The 15637-nt window shown below is 59.8% G+C and carries 12 protein-coding genes and 1 pseudogene; 5 read left to right on the top strand and 8 right to left on the bottom strand.

Going from position 1 to position 15637, the window contains the following annotated elements; all coding sequences use genetic code 11:
* The first annotated feature begins 124 nt into the window (after window positions 1-124).
* The 3 genes and pseudogenes from nhaA to AC07V4_RS24995 all read left to right on the top strand — a co-directional run bounded on the left by nhaA (window position 125) and on the right by AC07V4_RS24995 (window position 3131).
* The gene (nhaA, locus tag AC07V4_RS25005) at window positions 125-1300 is read left to right on the top strand and encodes a Na+/H+ antiporter NhaA (protein WP_492638516.1); all 1176 of its coding nucleotides are present in this window, start codon (window positions 125-127) and stop codon (window positions 1298-1300) included.
* Window positions 1301-1508: 208 nt separating this feature from the next.
* Window positions 1509-2273, top strand: a pseudogene (locus AC07V4_RS25000) (MCP four helix bundle domain-containing protein); the annotation flags it as partial.
* Window positions 2268-3131, top strand: coding sequence for a methyl-accepting chemotaxis protein (locus tag AC07V4_RS24995; RefSeq protein WP_492638566.1), 864 nt, complete (start codon window positions 2268-2270; stop codon window positions 3129-3131). The pseudogene AC07V4_RS25000 and the gene AC07V4_RS24995, both read left to right, overlap by 6 nt.
* 759 nt (window positions 3132-3890) lie before the next feature.
* On the opposite strand, the gene AC07V4_RS24990 is transcribed toward AC07V4_RS24995, so the two are convergent.
* The 6 genes from AC07V4_RS24990 to dinG form a co-directional block, all read right to left on the bottom strand.
* Entirely contained in the window at window positions 3891-4355 is a 465-nt protein-coding gene (locus tag AC07V4_RS24990) for an outer membrane lipoprotein (protein WP_060753814.1), read from the bottom strand.
* Window positions 4356-4608: 253 nt separating this feature from the next.
* A complete protein-coding gene (gene pdxH, locus AC07V4_RS24985; protein ID WP_492638515.1) occupies window positions 4609-5256 on the bottom strand; it encodes a pyridoxamine 5'-phosphate oxidase in 648 nt (215 codons plus the stop codon).
* 27 nt (window positions 5257-5283) lie between these two features.
* Entirely contained in the window at window positions 5284-6432 is a 1149-nt protein-coding gene (locus AC07V4_RS24980; protein ID WP_492638514.1) for an OmpA family protein, read from the bottom strand.
* Window positions 6433-6575: 143 nt separating this feature from the next.
* Window positions 6576-7721, bottom strand: coding sequence for a serine hydrolase domain-containing protein (locus AC07V4_RS24975; RefSeq protein ID WP_492638565.1), 1146 nt, complete (start codon window positions 7719-7721; stop codon window positions 6576-6578).
* 82 nt (window positions 7722-7803) lie between these two features.
* On the bottom strand, window positions 7804-10101 hold the full coding sequence (locus AC07V4_RS24970) for a beta-galactosidase (protein ID WP_492638513.1): 2298 nt from the start codon (window positions 10099-10101) through the stop codon (window positions 7804-7806).
* A gap of 88 nt (window positions 10102-10189) precedes the next feature.
* Window positions 10190-12334, bottom strand: a complete 2145-nt coding sequence (gene dinG, locus AC07V4_RS24965) for an ATP-dependent DNA helicase DinG (RefSeq protein ID WP_492638512.1) — start codon at window positions 12332-12334, stop codon at window positions 10190-10192.
* Between the two features lie 99 nt (window positions 12335-12433).
* Between dinG and AC07V4_RS24960 the strand changes: the two genes are divergently transcribed.
* Window positions 12434-12898, top strand: coding sequence for a CopD family protein (locus AC07V4_RS24960; protein WP_431752046.1), 465 nt, complete (start codon window positions 12434-12436; stop codon window positions 12896-12898).
* Between the two features lie 106 nt (window positions 12899-13004).
* Here AC07V4_RS24960 and AC07V4_RS24955 read toward each other — a convergent pair whose 3' ends face one another.
* Both AC07V4_RS24955 and AC07V4_RS24950 read right to left on the bottom strand, forming a co-directional pair.
* Window positions 13005-13763, bottom strand: a complete 759-nt coding sequence (locus AC07V4_RS24955) for a collagen-like protein (RefSeq protein ID WP_492638511.1) — start codon at window positions 13761-13763, stop codon at window positions 13005-13007.
* Window positions 13764-13903: 140 nt separating this feature from the next.
* A complete protein-coding gene (locus tag AC07V4_RS24950; RefSeq protein WP_492638510.1) occupies window positions 13904-14596 on the bottom strand; it encodes a PA1041 family peptidoglycan-binding anchor lipoprotein in 693 nt (230 codons plus the stop codon).
* A 189-nt stretch (window positions 14597-14785) separates the two neighbouring features.
* Here AC07V4_RS24950 and AC07V4_RS24945 point away from each other — a divergent pair, with 189 nt between their 5' ends.
* The gene (locus AC07V4_RS24945; protein WP_492638509.1) at window positions 14786-15283 is read left to right on the top strand and encodes a DUF6231 family protein; all 498 of its coding nucleotides are present in this window, start codon (window positions 14786-14788) and stop codon (window positions 15281-15283) included.
* Window positions 15284-15637: the final 354 nt, after the last annotated feature.

The following is a 15637-nucleotide window of genomic DNA, read 5'->3' as shown; positions in this document are numbered from 1 at the left end:
TAGGCTTTGGCGCATTACCGATCCTGCCTACTGCTTATAACAAATAAGAATATAACTTTTGTTTTAACAACTAACGGTACGGGTTAGGGTACCCACCTATTGAACTTGAATTGGAGAGCATCCCTTGCCTCTGCGTAGCACTTTCACCCGTTTCTTCCAGCTGGAAGCCGCCAGCGGTCTGTTGTTGATCGCTGCCGCCGCTTTGGCGCTGATCATCAACAACTCACCGTTGTCACACCTGTACAACGCCTTTCTCGAAGTACCGGTAGTGGCACAGATTGGCGCACTCAAAATCGCCAAGCCCGCTCTGCTGTGGATCAACGACGGCCTGATGGCCCTGTTCTTCCTGCTGATCGGCCTGGAAGTGAAGCGAGAGCTCCTCGACGGTCACCTGTCCAAGCCGTCGCAAGTGGTGTTGCCCGGTGCGGCAGCCATTGGCGGCATGGTGGTGCCGGCGTTGATCTATTGGGCGATCAACAAGGACTACCCCGCCGCCATGTCCGGCTGGGCGATCCCCATGGCCACCGATATCGCCTTCGCACTGGGCGTCCTCGCGCTACTGGGCAAACGTGTGCCGGTATCACTGAAGCTGTTCCTGATGACCTTGGCCATCATTGATGACCTCGGTGCAATCATCGTCATCGCGTTGTTCTACTCTGCGGACCTCTCCGGCGCCTCCCTGGCGGGTGCGGGCGCTTGCCTGATTGCCTTGATCGCGATGAACCGGCTGGGTGTGATCAAGCTTGGGCCGTACCTGATCGTCGGCCTGATCCTATGGGTATGCGTGCTCAAGAGTGGCGTGCATGCCACGCTGGCCGGCGTGACCCTGGCCTTCTGCATTCCGATGCGCACCAAGAATGCCGAGCCTTCGCCGCTGCTCACCCTGGAACATGCCCTGCATCCGTGGGTGGCCTACGGCATCCTTCCGCTGTTCGCGTTTGCCAATGCCGGGGTGTCCTTGACCGGCGTCAGCCTGGACAGCTTCACCCACCACGTCCCCATGGGTATTGCTGCAGGCTTGCTGATCGGTAAGACCATCGGTGTGTTCGGCTTCACCTGGCTCGCCATCAAGATCGGCCTCGCGGCCCTGCCCAGCGGCGCCAACTGGGGCCAGGTGTTCGGTGTGGCGATCCTGTGCGGTATCGGCTTTACCATGAGCCTGTTCGTCGGCTCCCTGGCGTTTGTGCCGGGGGCCAGTGAGTTCGCGGGTGAAGACCGAATGGGGATTCTGACCGGATCGATCCTGGCGGCCTGTATCGGCTATGCGGTAACAGCGATGGCCAGTCGCAAGAAAGCCTGACCGCGTCTGAAACACCTGAAAACCCCAACCGGGCATCCGGTTGGGGTTTTTCTTTTTCTGCCTCCAGCCCCTGGCCAGTAATCCGTCTGCACCCCCTAAAGACTTTCGGATTTTCGCCGATCAACGAGTGTGGCGATCCGATTGTTCCCGTCTGGAACACCCGCCCGACCGTGCTTCCCAACGCATTTCCAGCCCGAGCGACAATCCCATGTTCCTGAGAAATATAAGAATCGCAGCCAGGGCCTTCATCGGCTTCGCCGCTATTGCATCACTGAGTGTGTTTCTCGGCCTGTTCGCCCTCAAGCAGATCGGTGAAGTGCAGGCCCAGGCTGCCGACATACAGAACAATTGGCTGCAACGCGTCAGGCTGCTGGCCCTGGCCAACGCTTCGCTCGACCGGTTTCGCCTAGGGGAAATGGCGCACATCCTGTCCTCAAGCGATGCCGACATGCAGACCTACGAAGACAAATCCGCTGGGCGCCTGAAAGCCGTCAAGGAACAGTTGGCGCAATACGCCGCGCTGCTGAGCACCCCCGAGGAAAAATCCCGCCTCGACGTTTTCAATCAAAGCCTGGATGAGTACGCGAAAAACCACACCGAAATGCTCAAGCGCTCACGCTCGGGCGATAAAGCCGGCGCCCGCGACTTTCTCAACAGCATCCGAGAAAGCTACGAGCACATGACCAAGAACTTCGACCAACTGATCGACCTCGCCAACAAAGGCGCGGAACAAGCTGGCCTGACCTCCGTAGGCGCTTATCAACATGCCGTGAAAGGTATCGCGCTCGTCATTCTGCTGGTGAGTGGTGGCACCGTGCTGGTGGCTTGGTTGCTGACCCGAAGCATTACCGGTCCGATCAATGAAGCGGTGCAGGTAGCCGAAACCATCGCCAAAGGCGATCTCACCCACCCCATCAACCCGACGGGCAATGACGAGGCCACGCGCTTGCTCAGGGCCCAGGAAACCATGCGTGACAACCTGGTGCAGACCCTGCGACAAATCACCGGTTCATCCAGCCAACTTGCCGCCGCCGCCGAACAACTCAATGCCGTGACCGCCGAGGGCAGTCGGGACTTGCAACAGCAACATGGCGAAATCGAACAGGCCGCCACCGCCGTCACCGAGATGACCACCGCTATTGAGGAAGTCGCGAGGAACGCGGCTTCAACCTCCGACCTCTCCCAAGAGTCGCGCAGCATCGCCCTGAAAGGCCAGCAGCGCATGGTCGAAGCGCTGAATGCCATCCAGGCCCTGACCCGTGGCGTTGAAGTCAGCTCCGAGCAAGTGGGTAGCCTGGCCGAACAGGCCAAGGACATTGGCAAGGTACTGGATGTTATCCGCACCATCGCCGAGCAAACCAACCTGCTGGCACTGAACGCGGCCATCGAAGCCGCCCGCGCGGGCGAGGCTGGCCGTGGGTTTGCAGTGGTCGCCGACGAGGTTCGCGCCCTGGCCCACCGCACGGCTCAATCGACCCAGGAAATCGAACACATGATTGGCAGTATTCAGTCCAACACGGCCAGCACTGTGCATACCATGCTCGACAGCAGCAGCATGACCCAGCAAACCCTCGCGCTGGCCGAACTGGCACAACAGGCGCTGGCGGATATCCTGACGGCCAACAATGAGATCAACGACCGAAACCTGGTCATCACCACAGCAGCGGCCGAACAGGCTGACGTTGCCCGAGCGGTTGATCGCAATTTGCTGAACATCCAGCAATTGTCGATTCAGTCCGCAGAAGGTTCGACCCAAACCACCAGCGCCTCGCAATCCCTCGCCAGCCTGGCGCACGAGTTGAATACGCTGGTGAAGCACTTTCAGGTTTGAGCGCTCGGCCCAGAAAAACAAAAAGCCGCCTCGGTCTAAACCGAGGCGGCTCCACTTCTCAGACCTTATCGGTCATCAAAGCTGTCCCGCAGAAACGTCCATACGTGATAAGCACGCAGGCAGTTCACTACGAGGTTCCACGTACGTCGTGCAAACTTCGACAAACTCGGCCCTCCGTAAGTTAGGCCTAACCTCCAGCACACTTACCGGAACATGTGAGCCTTCGGATGCTGTCATTGCGTCCTGTGAGGGGGCTGGGTTGATAGGCCTGCCGCATGAATCCGGCACGGATTACCAGCCCGTGGCGGCTGGTCCAAAACCTCGCGCATTGACCCAACCAACCCACAGAATGACGAACGAGAAACGGAGACGATATTATCTGAGCACTCGGGTTGAAGGTGTGACCAAGCGCGACCGAGCGGTATGAATAGCGCTTGAAATTTATTGCCATTTTTTGCTGCCAACACTGACAAAAAAAGTTTCAGAATCGATGTTCACCGCTCATCGCTGAGCCTTGCATCACACCTTTTGCGAAAGTAGTATCCCGCCTATGTCATTGCGTCCTGTGAATACGCAACCTCAGCCAAAAACTGGGTTTGCAATAAAAAACCGCCCTACTAAGGCGGTTTTTTATTGCCTACGTTTCTTACTTTATAAAAAGGCGTTCAACTCAGCTTTTCTAAGTAAAAAACTCTGATCCAAAAACACAAAACCCCAACCGGTCACCCGGCTGGGGTTTTGTGTTTCTACAACCGACGCTTACTGAGAAACGCGGCTTTGACCGTTAACACTCATGATGCGCACGCGTTGACCAATGCGGAAGATTTCATTCGGGTCAACGGCCTGAACGTAGGCGCGCATGCTGCCATCGTCTTCGCGAACGGTGATTTCGACGCCCTGGGTACGGGTCAGGCCTTCTTCGGCAGCGGAGCCCAGCAGGCCACCGGCAACAGCACCGATAACACCCGTCACGATACTGCCACGGCCACCGCCGATAGCGCTGCCGCCAACACCACCAACCACGGCACCGGCAACGCTGCCGATTGGGGTCTTGGTGCCTTCGATTTTCACCGGACGCAGAGATTCAATGGTGCCCATGCGGACGGTCTGTACACGACGCGCGTCATCACGGGAGTACGAGTCGCCGGTCAGACTCGAGGCGCAGCCACCCAACAGCAACGACAGGGTGGTAAAGCAGGCAACTAGTAAAACGGACTTACGCATAGCATCAACTCCAAAGGACAGGGCTTCATTAAACGCTGCGGCTCGACACCTGTCACGGCAAGCCCGGCAGAAAATTGCTTTCATTCAGCCCTAGTACAGACTGCCAGTACCAGAAAACTCGACGAATGGTAGCACTTACCACGCTCCAGAGGATGTCATGGACGCGCTCATCAGTGTAGTCGGCAGCCAAAAACACCTGAAGCCTCTTGAATCGAGGCTTCAGCGTGGCAGACAACAATCAGAAAGGGATAACTCAGGGAGCCAGACGCTCGCGGACCCAGTCGGTCCCTTGCAGGCGATAGTTCAGGCGATCATGCAGGCGGCTGGCGCGGCCTTGCCAGAACTCGATGCGCTCCGGCAGCAAACGGTAACCACCCCAATGCTCAGGGCAATCGGGCTGGCTGTCGTTGAAACGCTGCTCAGTGGCCTTGATCAACGCCTGCAGCTCCTCACGGTCGCGAATAACCCTGCTCTGCGGGGACGCCCAAGCCCCCAGGCGGCTGCCCAACGGGCGAACCTGATAATAGGCATCCGACTCTTGCGGCGTGACCTTCACCACCCGCCCTTCGATGCGCACCTGGCGCTCCAGGGTCGGCCAGAAGAAGGTCATGGCCGCGAACGGCCGCGCCGCGAGTTGTTCACCCTTGGCGCTCTGATAGTTGGTGAAGAAGGTAAAGCCCTGTGCATCCAGGCCCTTGAGCAACAGGATACGACAGTGCGGCCGACCGTCCTGGTCAACCGTGGCCAAGGTCATGGCATTGGCCTCCACCGGGGGCTGCTCGGTTTTCACCGCATCAGCAAACCATTGGTGGAACAAGGCAAACGGTTCGTCTGGGGCCTGGGCCTCGTTCAAACCGTCCCGTGTGTAGTCACGGCGCATATCCGCCAGTGCCTGGGTCATGCGGCTTTATCCTTCTGGTTCACCGAATCAGTTTTTTGCCTGCTCGTTCGAAACAGGCGCTGCGGCTTTGGCTGGAGCCGCCTTTTTCGCAGCCGGCTTGGCGGCAGCTTTCTTGGCGGCAGGCTTGGCAGCGGTTTTCTTGGCCGGAGCCTTTTTCGCCGCAGCAGCTTTCTTGGTGGCTGGAGCAACTGGCGCCGGAACGTCCTGCACAGCGATCATTTCAGCCTTCGGCGGGTTAGCCGAGTTGTACTTGCTCAGCAAGGCCAGCATGGTGGTGCGCTGGGTGAACATGATTTCCATGCGACGGTTCAGGGCACGACCCTGGTTGCTGTCGTTGGCGGCACGTGGCATCAGGTCGCCCATACCGCGCAGCATCAGGCGGTCCTGCTTCAAGCCGCTGAGGCTGAAAATCGAAGCGATGGACTGTGCACGCTCCTTGGTCAGGGCCTGGCTTTGCGGTTCGGCACCATTGGTGTCGACGTGGCCCAGTACCAGCACGGCAGTTTTCGGGTCGCCTTCAACGGCCTTGGCCACACGGGTGAATGGGCCCAGGGTCACTGGCAGCAACATGGCCGGGCGTTTCGGGTTGTAGGAACCGTCCACCGGCGCAATGACCACCAACACGTTGTCGCGACGCTCAAGTTGCAGGTTGCTGTCCTTGATCGCGGTGCGCAGGCGCGGCTCGTAGTCGTCAAGCCAGGCTTGGGTGATTTTCGGGTCCGGCATCGGTACGTTGGTCACGTCGACCTTGGACAGGGGTTTTGGCTTACTATCGAACGGCCACCACCAGTGAGCTTCCGTGTCGGTCTTGGCGACAGCAGGCGCAGTGGCTGCCGGAGTGGCGGCCTTGAGGTCGGCTTTCAGGTCGGCCTTGGCATCGGCGGCCTTTTCGTCGGCGCTTTTGGAGGAGAACGGCCACCAGCTGGAGCCGGTGTCGGCCTTGGCTACCGGAGCCGGCGCTTGAGCAGCGGCGGCAGCTACAGGAGCGGAAGGCTTGGCGCCCGGGGCAGGCTTGGCATCCGGTTTGGCGTCGGTTTGGGTCACTGCCTCCTTGGTAGCAGCCTTGTCAGATCCAAATGACCACCAATGCCCACCTTCGGCATCATTTTGTGGAGTTTGTGCGCAGCCAGTAATAGTGAGGCACAGCGCCAGTGCCAAGGACTTGTTCGATAACATGAGATATCCACAAAATGAGAAAAAACCGGAGGGTCTGGATGACCCGTTAAACAGACGCTTAAAGAACATTAAAGTTACATCATTTCGTTCAGCGTCTTCTTATACGTGCCTTTGTAACAAAAAATTGTGAAACAGCAAGCGATTTACAGACAACCGGCCAATATTCCGACCAACTTCTGCGCACGCGGGTCCATAAGTACGTAGGGGCCCAGTGTATTAGTCACAAAACCGAACGCTACATCATGTTCCGGGTCGGCAAAACCCACCGAGCCGCCTGCCCCAGGGTGCCCAAACGCACGCGGGCCAAGGCCGAACGTAGCATTGGGCAACTGCGGCTGATCCAACATGCAACCCAGGCCGAATCGGGTTTGGGTCAATAAGGTTTTATCCGGCCCGATACTGTGTTCACGGGTCAATTGTTCGAGCATGTCGCTTTCCAGCAAACTACCGTCCAACAAACCGCTATAAAACCCCGCCAGGCTACGTGCATTACCGTGACCATTTGCCGCTGGCTGCTGCATGCGTCGCCATTCAGGCTTATTAGTGCTGGTGAGAATAGACGGTGGATTGGCAAATGCACGGGTCGTCATTGCCGCCGGTTCGCGCATCATTACTTGCAACAATCTTTGTGCGGCTTCGTCACCCATGTTGCCTTTACTGCGCGCTACATGGGCGACACGATAAAACTCTTCATCCGCCAAGCCCACATGGAAGTCCAACCCCAACGGCCGCGCAACCCGCGCCACGATGGATTCCCCCGGCCCACGCCCGTCGGCACGACGCAGTAATTCGCCCACCAGCCAGCCGTAGGTGATGGCCTCATAGCCATGCCCTTGGCCGGGCGTCCACCACGGGGCTTCGGCTGCCAGGGTGTCGACCATCAACTGCCAGTCGTACAGGGCTTCGATCGGCAGCATTTCGCGGATCGCCGGCAACCCGGCCTGGTGACAGAGCAACTGGCGCAGCGTGATGGCTTCTTTGCCAGCTGCCGCAAACTCGGGCCAGTAATCGGCCACGGGAGCATCCAGCGTCAGCTTGCCTTCGGCCACCAGTTGCAAGGCCGTGACGGCGGTGAAGGTCTTGGTGCAGGAGAACAGGTTGACGATGGTGTCGCTGTGCCAGGCCTCGGCCCCGTCCTTATCGGCAGTGCCGGCCCACAGGTCGACGACGGTTTCACCACCGATCTGGATGCATAGCCCGGCGCCTCGTTCCTGCGGGTCATCAAACAACGCGGCGAAGCCTTCGCGTACTGCTTCGAACTGAAGTTCGTAATGACCCTGAATCTGCACCTGAGCGCCCTCGAAAAACACCGTAAAAAGTGGCCGACATTGTTCCAGCCATTGTGGGTTTTGTGAACCCGTCACCGATCAATCAATGGCCATTTCCAGCGTGTCCACCGGCATGCCCGGCGCCCTGCCCTGCCCCTTTGCCCTCGTGACCCGCCTTGCCACCTTCACGTTCACGCACCGCGCCAGCCGCCTTGGCTTTCTCCGCCTCCTTGCCCAGTTGATCGACAGTCGCCAGGTTGCTCTTACGCACACTCTCGACAAACCCCTGGAACGGCACATCGGTGATGCCAACGAGGCCAAAATGGCCGTTCTCGCCGTCCAGCAAGCGGCCGGTCACCGGCTGGTCCAGGTACTGGAACCAATGCACACCGACAATCGACGGCTCGGCCATGGCCTGTTTGAGGAAGTTGCTGTACGCCGCGCTGCGATCTTCCTCCTTGGCCAGCTGCGTTACACCGCCCCAGAACGGGCCACGGTCCGCCGAGCCGAAGTTGAATTCTGTGATCAATACCGGCTTGTCCAACGCGCGCAAAGCGGCAAAGTCGTAACCGTCCTGAGGCTTGAGGGTGTACATATTGAAACTCAGCACATCGCAATACTGGGCGCAGGACGCCACGGCTTCAGGGGTGCTCACGGCATAACGGCCGCCCAGCAGCAACTGGTTGGGTGCGTGCCATTTCAGTGAGTCGGAAATGGTCTTGAAGTAGGCATCGGCGAAGGTCTTCTGGAAATACTTGAAGTCCGCTTCGATTTCCGGATGCTCAGGGGTCGGCATCGGCGGCACGAAACCAGGGTCTTCCATCAGCTCCCATCCGGACAAGTGGATGCCCCAGGCTCTCGAAAGTCCCTCTTCGTTGCGGTACTTATCGCGCAGTTGCTTGAGGAACGCGCGCTTGGCCGGTACATCAGTGGTCATGCGCAACGTGCCGTAGGCCAGCGCGTAACGGGACTGCGGATCATCCCCCGGACCGGCCCAGGCCAGCTCGTTGTCCGCGAAGTAGCCGATCAGCCATGGGTCATCACGATGATCACGGGTGGCAATGGCTACCGCGCGTTCGGTGGCCATGGCAAAACGCGGGTCGAACGGGTCGGGCATGCCGCCCCACCAGTCGGTACCGGTACTGATGCTGGCGTAATCGCCGACGATCGACAGCGGCAAGGTGTAAGGCACACGATCAGCGTTGGCCAGGCCCGGATCGCTCCAGTTGCCTACGGTGTTGAAGCCCCAGGCTTGCAGGCGATCAAGGGTATGGCTGACCCAGCGTTTCTGGTCGAAACCTTCGGTGCCATAGGTGCGTTGCAGGTTGGCACCATAGAAATCGTACCAACGCCCGGCGCCGAAGCTGCGGCCTTCACCTGCACCGTTGCCGGTGCGGTTATCGCCGCTGCCGTAGTACTTGTCGAAGGGCTCACCGGCCTTGGGTAAGGCAGCAAACATCCACTCACGACCGGCCACATAGGTCTGGCTGTTATCCGGCGCGACGGTATTGACGCCCAAGGAGTAGAACGGGTGGCCTTCCGGCGTCACCAGATACCAGCGTCCATCGCGTTTCTCCGTGCGGAAAAAACCACTGGCGTCGAATGCCGGGCCTTTGTTCCAGCCGCCATATTGATCCAGGGACGATTTGTCACGTTCAGCCAGCCAAACCTTGAGTTGCTGTTGCTCCTTGGCGGCAGCGGCCTTGAGCTGCTCGTCGCTGCCGACCTTTTCCGGCCAGCGCGCACGAGTGGACTGGCCATAAGCATCCACCAGGTCACTGTAGGCCGCCTTCAGCACCGGTTCGCTGTCCTGCACGCCAAAGCGTTCCAGCAAAATGCTTTGGGCCGCATTGGGCTTGATCATCGACAAGGTCACCGACGCCACCTGGCTGCGGTCGATTTCCCCCGCACTGGCGGCCAGCAGCACACGCTGGCCGTCAACGCTGATCGGCATCGGCGGGCCGGCCTTCATGCCCTGGCTCAGCGGCGAATTGGCTTGCAGCGGGATCAGCAGGGTCTGGGCCGGGCCGGCCGGCAGATCGATGCGGCTGACCAAGGTCTTGCCGTCCGTACTCTGCACTTTGACGTAGAGCGTCAGCGCCCAGTCCATGGCGCTTTGGATACGCAGGCTCATGGCACCGTTCTGGGACCAGTCCCATACGCCGGACTGTGGGCTGAGCACCAGGCTCGGTTCGGCCGCCGGGTTGAAGGTGATGCGGCGCAACACTTCGCCTTCGGGAGTTTGTTCGGCGTTGTATTGCGGCAGGCTGGCATCCTGGGTCGCCACCTTGACCACATCGGCAGGCCGGACGAAGTTGAACAACGTTTGTTGCCCGGCCGGCGCGGCCATCAAGGGCGCGGCGAACAGCAGGGCAAAAAGGGCGGGCAGCGTGCGAATCATACGAACAAGGTTCTCCCAGACGGCCGATGAATGGCCTGATGACATAGTTGAGATAGACCACGAAGTGGGCGAAACCGCCCACTGTAGCTTAAGAAATTTCGCGCCTGAACGGCGGCAAGGCATTCAGGATAGCCTTGCCATAGCGCTGGGTGACCAAGCGCCGGTCGAGCAAGGTGATGGTGCCCCGGTCCTGTTCGGTACGCAGTAAGCGACCACAAGCCTGGACCAGCTTCAAGGACGCATCCGGCACCGAGATTTCCATGAACGGGTTGCCGCCACGGGCTTCGATCCATTCGGCCAGCGCGGCTTCGACCGGATCATCCGGCACCGAGAACGGGATCTTGGCGATCACCACGTGCTCGCAGTAGGCACCGGGCAAGTCCACGCCTTCGGCGAAACTCGCCAGGCCGAACAGCACGCTGGAATCGCCGCCATCGACCCGCGCCTTATGTTTGTTCAGGGTTTCCTGTTTGGACAGGTTGCCCTGGATAAACACCTGTTTGCGCCAGTCGCGGTCAAGACCGTCGAACACGTCCTGCATCTGTTTGCGTGACGAAAACAGCACCAGGGTGCCTTTTGAACCTTCGACCAAATCAGGCAGGTCACGGATGATCGCAGCCGTGTGCGCCGCGGCATCCCGTGGGTCAGCCTTGAGGTCCGGCACCCGCAGCACACCCGCGTCGGCATGATGGAACGGGCTCGGCACTACGGCGGTGACGGCCTTTTTCGGCAGCCCGGCGCGCATGCGGAAGCGGTCGAAGGTGCCCAGGGCCGTCAGCGTGGCCGAGGTCACCAGGCAGCCGTAGGCCACGTTCCACAGGTTGCGGCGCAACATTTCGGCGGCGAGGATCGGGCTGGCGTTGACCTCGATATCGAACAGCGCGCCACTTTCCGACAAGGTCAGCCAACGGGCCATGGGCGGGTTGTCTTCCGGGTCTTCGACGGTAAAGGCGGTCCACAACTCCCAGTTGCCCTGGGAACGGGACAACAGGCTGCCAAACAGTGGGTACCATTCTTCGGCCTGGTTGCTGGCGATGCCGATATTGACCTCACCGTCCATGCCTTCTTTGAGCAAATCAGTGAGACGGGTGAACAGGTCGGTCAGGCGAGAAAAACCCTTCTTCAGCTCAATGCCCATTTCACGCATGTGTTCGGGGATCATCCCACCGACAAACCGGTGACGTGGCCGCTCGCGGCCTTCCACGTCTTCGCCGGGCTTGAAGTCGGCCACCTGTTCACAGGCGCTGAACATGAATTGCTGTTGGGTCTTGATCTCCCGCGCCAGCTCCGGTACCTGTTCGATCAATTTGCCCAAGTCGCCGGGCAGCGGATGCTGGGCCAGCAACTTGGTGAGGTTCTTGGCGGTGGTTTCCAGCCAGTCGGCGGTGGAGCGCAGGCGCGTGTAGTGGGCGAAGTGACCGATGGCCTTGTCCGGCAGGTGGTGGCCTTCGTCGAAGACGTAGAGGGTGTCGCGCGGGTCCGGCAGCACGGCGCCCCCACCCAGGGCCAGGTCGGCCAGGACCATGTCATGGTTGGTGACAATCACATCGACTTTGCCCATGCCTTCGCGGGCCTTGTAGAAGGCGCACTGGCCGAAGTTGGGGCAATGACGGTTGGTGCACTGGCTGTGATCGGTGGTCAGGCGCGCCCAGTCGGCATCTTCCAGGGCGGTGGGCCAGCTGTCGCGGTCGCCGTCCCATTTATTGCCGGCCAGTTTCTCGATCATGCTGGTAAACAGCTTCTGGCTGGCCTCATCGACCTCGATCTTGAAGCCTTCTTCTTCGAACAACTGTGCAGTGGCGGTTTGTGCGTGGCCTTCCTGCAACAGCACGTCGAGCTTGGACAGGCACATGTAGCGGCCACGGCCCTTGGCCAGGGCGAATGTGAAGTTCAGACCGCTGTTGCGCATCAGGTCAGGCAGGTCTTTGTAGACGATCTGCTCTTGCAGGGCGACAGTCGCGGTGGCGATCACCAGGCGCTTGCCGGCGGCCTTGGCGGTGGGAATCGCAGCCAGACTGTAGGCTACGGTCTTGCCAGTACCGGTGCCGGCCTCGACGGCCACGACCGCAGGCTCACCCTCGCGGCGACCTTCGTCGTCGGTGTCGATATCCCCGAGGACCTTGGCCACTTCGGCAATCATCAGGCGCTGCCCATACCGCGGTTTCAAGCTCTTGGCTTCGAGAAAACGCGAATAGGCGCCCTGGATCGTGGTTTTGAGTTCAGTGCTGATCATGGATAGTCGGGCGCAAAAAACGCTGGATAAATTTTCAGTGGTTCGGATCGGCGGCTATCATACCCCGCTAATGAATCCCGCGCAGAACGGAGTACCACAATGACCGTGTTCAGTCTCACCTATACCCTGCATGTACTGGCCGCCCTGATCTGGGTCGGCGGCATGTTTTTCGCCTGGATGATCCTGCGCCCCGCCGCCATGGCGGCACTTGAGGGCCCTGCCCGGCTCAAGCTGTGGGCAAATGTGTTTCAACGTTTTTTCGTGTGGGTATGGGTAGCGGTGCTGGTTTTACCGATAAGTGGCATCGGCCTGCTGCAATTGCGCTTCAGCGGTTTTGAGACGGCGCCACGTTATGTGCAGGTGATGATGGGCTTGTACCTGGTGATGACGGCGCTGTTTATCCGTATCCAGGCACTGAAGTTCCCGGCGTTGCGCGCGGCGGTGGCGGCTGAGGATTGGCCGGCAGGTGCGGCTGTATTGGGGCAGATTCGCAGGTTGGTGGGGATCAACCTGATTGTGGGGTTGGTGGTGGTGGCAGTGGCTTCGGCTCGGCCGATGTTCTGAAACGACCTTTAGTCCGCTATCGGGGGCAACCCCTCCCACACTTGAAGTGCGAACACCGTCAAAATGTGGGAGGGGGCTTGCCCCCGATTACGTCAGCCCAAACGGCTCAGAGCCGCTGAATGGTCACCGCACCCGCAGGCCCCGCAGGCCCCGGCTGCCCTTCCAACCCTGGCCGGCCCTTCTCGCCGCCATCGGCGCGGTACACCAGGCAGCCTTTGGATTGCCCACCTTTGCCAGGTTTGCCTGCCGTACCGGCTGCACCACCCGCCCCGCCATCCACCCAGATCTTGATCTGTTCGGCGGGGTAGCTCTGCGGCAGTTCAACGCGCACCTGCGCACCCGCCGCGCCCGGCAGGCCATCACCGCCATTATCACCATTGGCGCCACGCCCGGCCGAACCCCAGGTGCAACCCGGGTCCACGCCGTTCGCGCCATCCAGGCCCGCATAGCCTTGGGCACCGGCGCCACCACGGGCATCTACCGACAATTCCTCAGCGGTCAAGGCGTTGATGCGCAAAGTCAGGTCACGCCCCGCTTTAGCAGGCCGCTCATGGGTGCCGGGAGCACCGCGTGAAGTGATTTGGCTGCCATGCTCCAGCTGCGCCTGGCGCACCTGCAATTGCAGCCCGGTATTCCCGGGGGCGATGGTGATTCGCGCCTCACGCCCCAGGTGCAGTTCATCCACCGTGATCTGGCTGATAGTGGCCGGAATCAACAGCGTGCCGTAGTCCGCTACGTCCAGTCGCTCCAATTGCAGCACGCTGGTGCTGCTGGGTAACCGCATCAATGAATTGGTGTCGACGCTGACGCTCTGGGCCAGAGCAATGGGGCTGACCAGCAGGGCCAGCAGAAAAACCTTACGCATGAATGGCCTTCTTATTGTGTGCAGGGACGGACGCACAGTAACGACTTCTACAGGCGATATGCCAGTGAAGGATAAAAAAAGCCGAGATTTCGGCGAAGATCGCCGGAAAGCCCCTGTGGCATCCACAGGGGCAGGGACTGTCAGCGGTTGATCTGGATTTCCACGCGGCGGTTCAATGCACGCCCTTCAGCGGTTTTGTTGTCGGCCACCGGATGGCTTTCACCGGCACCGGCCACCGACACGAAATGACTGCGAGGCACACCCTGGCTAATCAGGTACTCAACCACCGAGTGGGCGCGTTTATCCGACAGCTTCTGGTTGTAGGCGTCTTTGCCGACGCTGTCCGTATGCCCGGTCACTCGCAGCTGCGCGCCTGGCGCTTCTTTTTTCAAGCGAGTGGCAATGACATCCAGCTTGGTTTTGTCCGCCGCCGTCAACTTGGCCGAGTCGAACTGGAAATGCACATCACGGATCACGATGGTTTCTTCCTTGACCACCACGACCTCCTCCACCACTGCCGGTGGCGCAGGCGGGCACCCATTGGCGTCGACCTGTACGCCTTTAGGGGTTCCAGGGCACTTGTCACGGCTGTCCGGCACGCCATCGCCATCTTCGTCGCCATCGCCGTGTACCCAGCAATAGGCACCCGCCATACCGCCAATCAGCAGCGCGCCGTAGCCTGCGTAGGCCGAGCTTTTGGTCGCGCCGACCGCCGCGCCGGTCACGCCGCCGACCGCGGCACAGGTGGGCCAATCGGTTTTTTGCAAACCTGCGCAACCTGTCAATACTCCGGTTAGCAGAACCAAGGGTAGAGCTGTCCGCATGATGCTCATCTGATTTCTCCTGAGGGGATCGGCGGGGGCCGATGGGTGGAGTAAAGACGGCTCTTTTCATCTGCGCCAGTACGCCGCACCCCCGTATTCATTGAGGATCGCGCCTTCGCCGGGGTTTTCGCACCCGCCCGCTCTAGGCCCGCACGCTCAGCCGCGCTAGTCTCTACAGTCCTGATGTGAGGATCTCTGATGACCGCTGGTATTTCTTCTCGTACACCCCAGCAAGCCTTGGCCGCCTTGCTTGATCTTCAAGGCCCAAAACGCCTGTTGCTGTTGGGGGCCAGCCAGTTCCCGGCACTGGACGACTTCCAGCTGGCGCACCCTGACACCCAGATTTTTTGCGCCGCCCCAGGGCCATTACCGGAAGAACTGGCCGCGCAGCGGTTTGACCTGGCGCTGGTCGTCGACTGCCTGGAGCACCTGTCAAAACCGCAGGGCTTGACCTTGCTCGGTGGTATTCGCAATCTCAATGCAAGCCGTATTGCGGTGCTGGTGGACTTGAGCGCCTGCGGCTGGAAAGAAACCGACTTCTTCTCCCTGGCCCTGCAGGCAGGCGAGCGGTTCCAGCGCGACGAGCAGGTGCTGACGCTGTTCACCTACGATCTGCTTGACTATAAACAGGTGCCGGACTGGCTCAACGCCCGCTTCTGGGCCAACCCGGAAAACTTCGGAAAGTATTGGTGGTAACCCCATGTTCTGACACCTTGCAAGCGTTAGATTCCCATTGTATTAGATGACAGCCCCTTACGAACTCATAGCCTGAGTTGTTGATTAAGGGGCGATCTAATGGCCCTGAATCTGTTAAAGCAGACAAAAGGGATTGGGTGTCTGATCAACGTAAGGGATGGCAGATGGAGCTTGTGAGGGCTACTCAAGATTTTGTGATTGATGGGCAACCCTACCCGGGATTTCCCATTCTTCTGTGGGATTCGATGGAGAGTTGTATCCCCGCCAATCAGTTCTTCTGAATCGCCCCTAGTTTTGTAGACACCTCCATGCCTTAAACTGAGGCCCATTAGGAGGTGCCATGAGCAACCCGCG

This window comes from Pseudomonas sp. GW821-FHT03A09, from assembly GCF_059421065.1.
The sequence above is the reverse complement of the archived record's forward strand: the minus strand, read 5'-3'. Positions and strand labels throughout refer to the sequence as shown.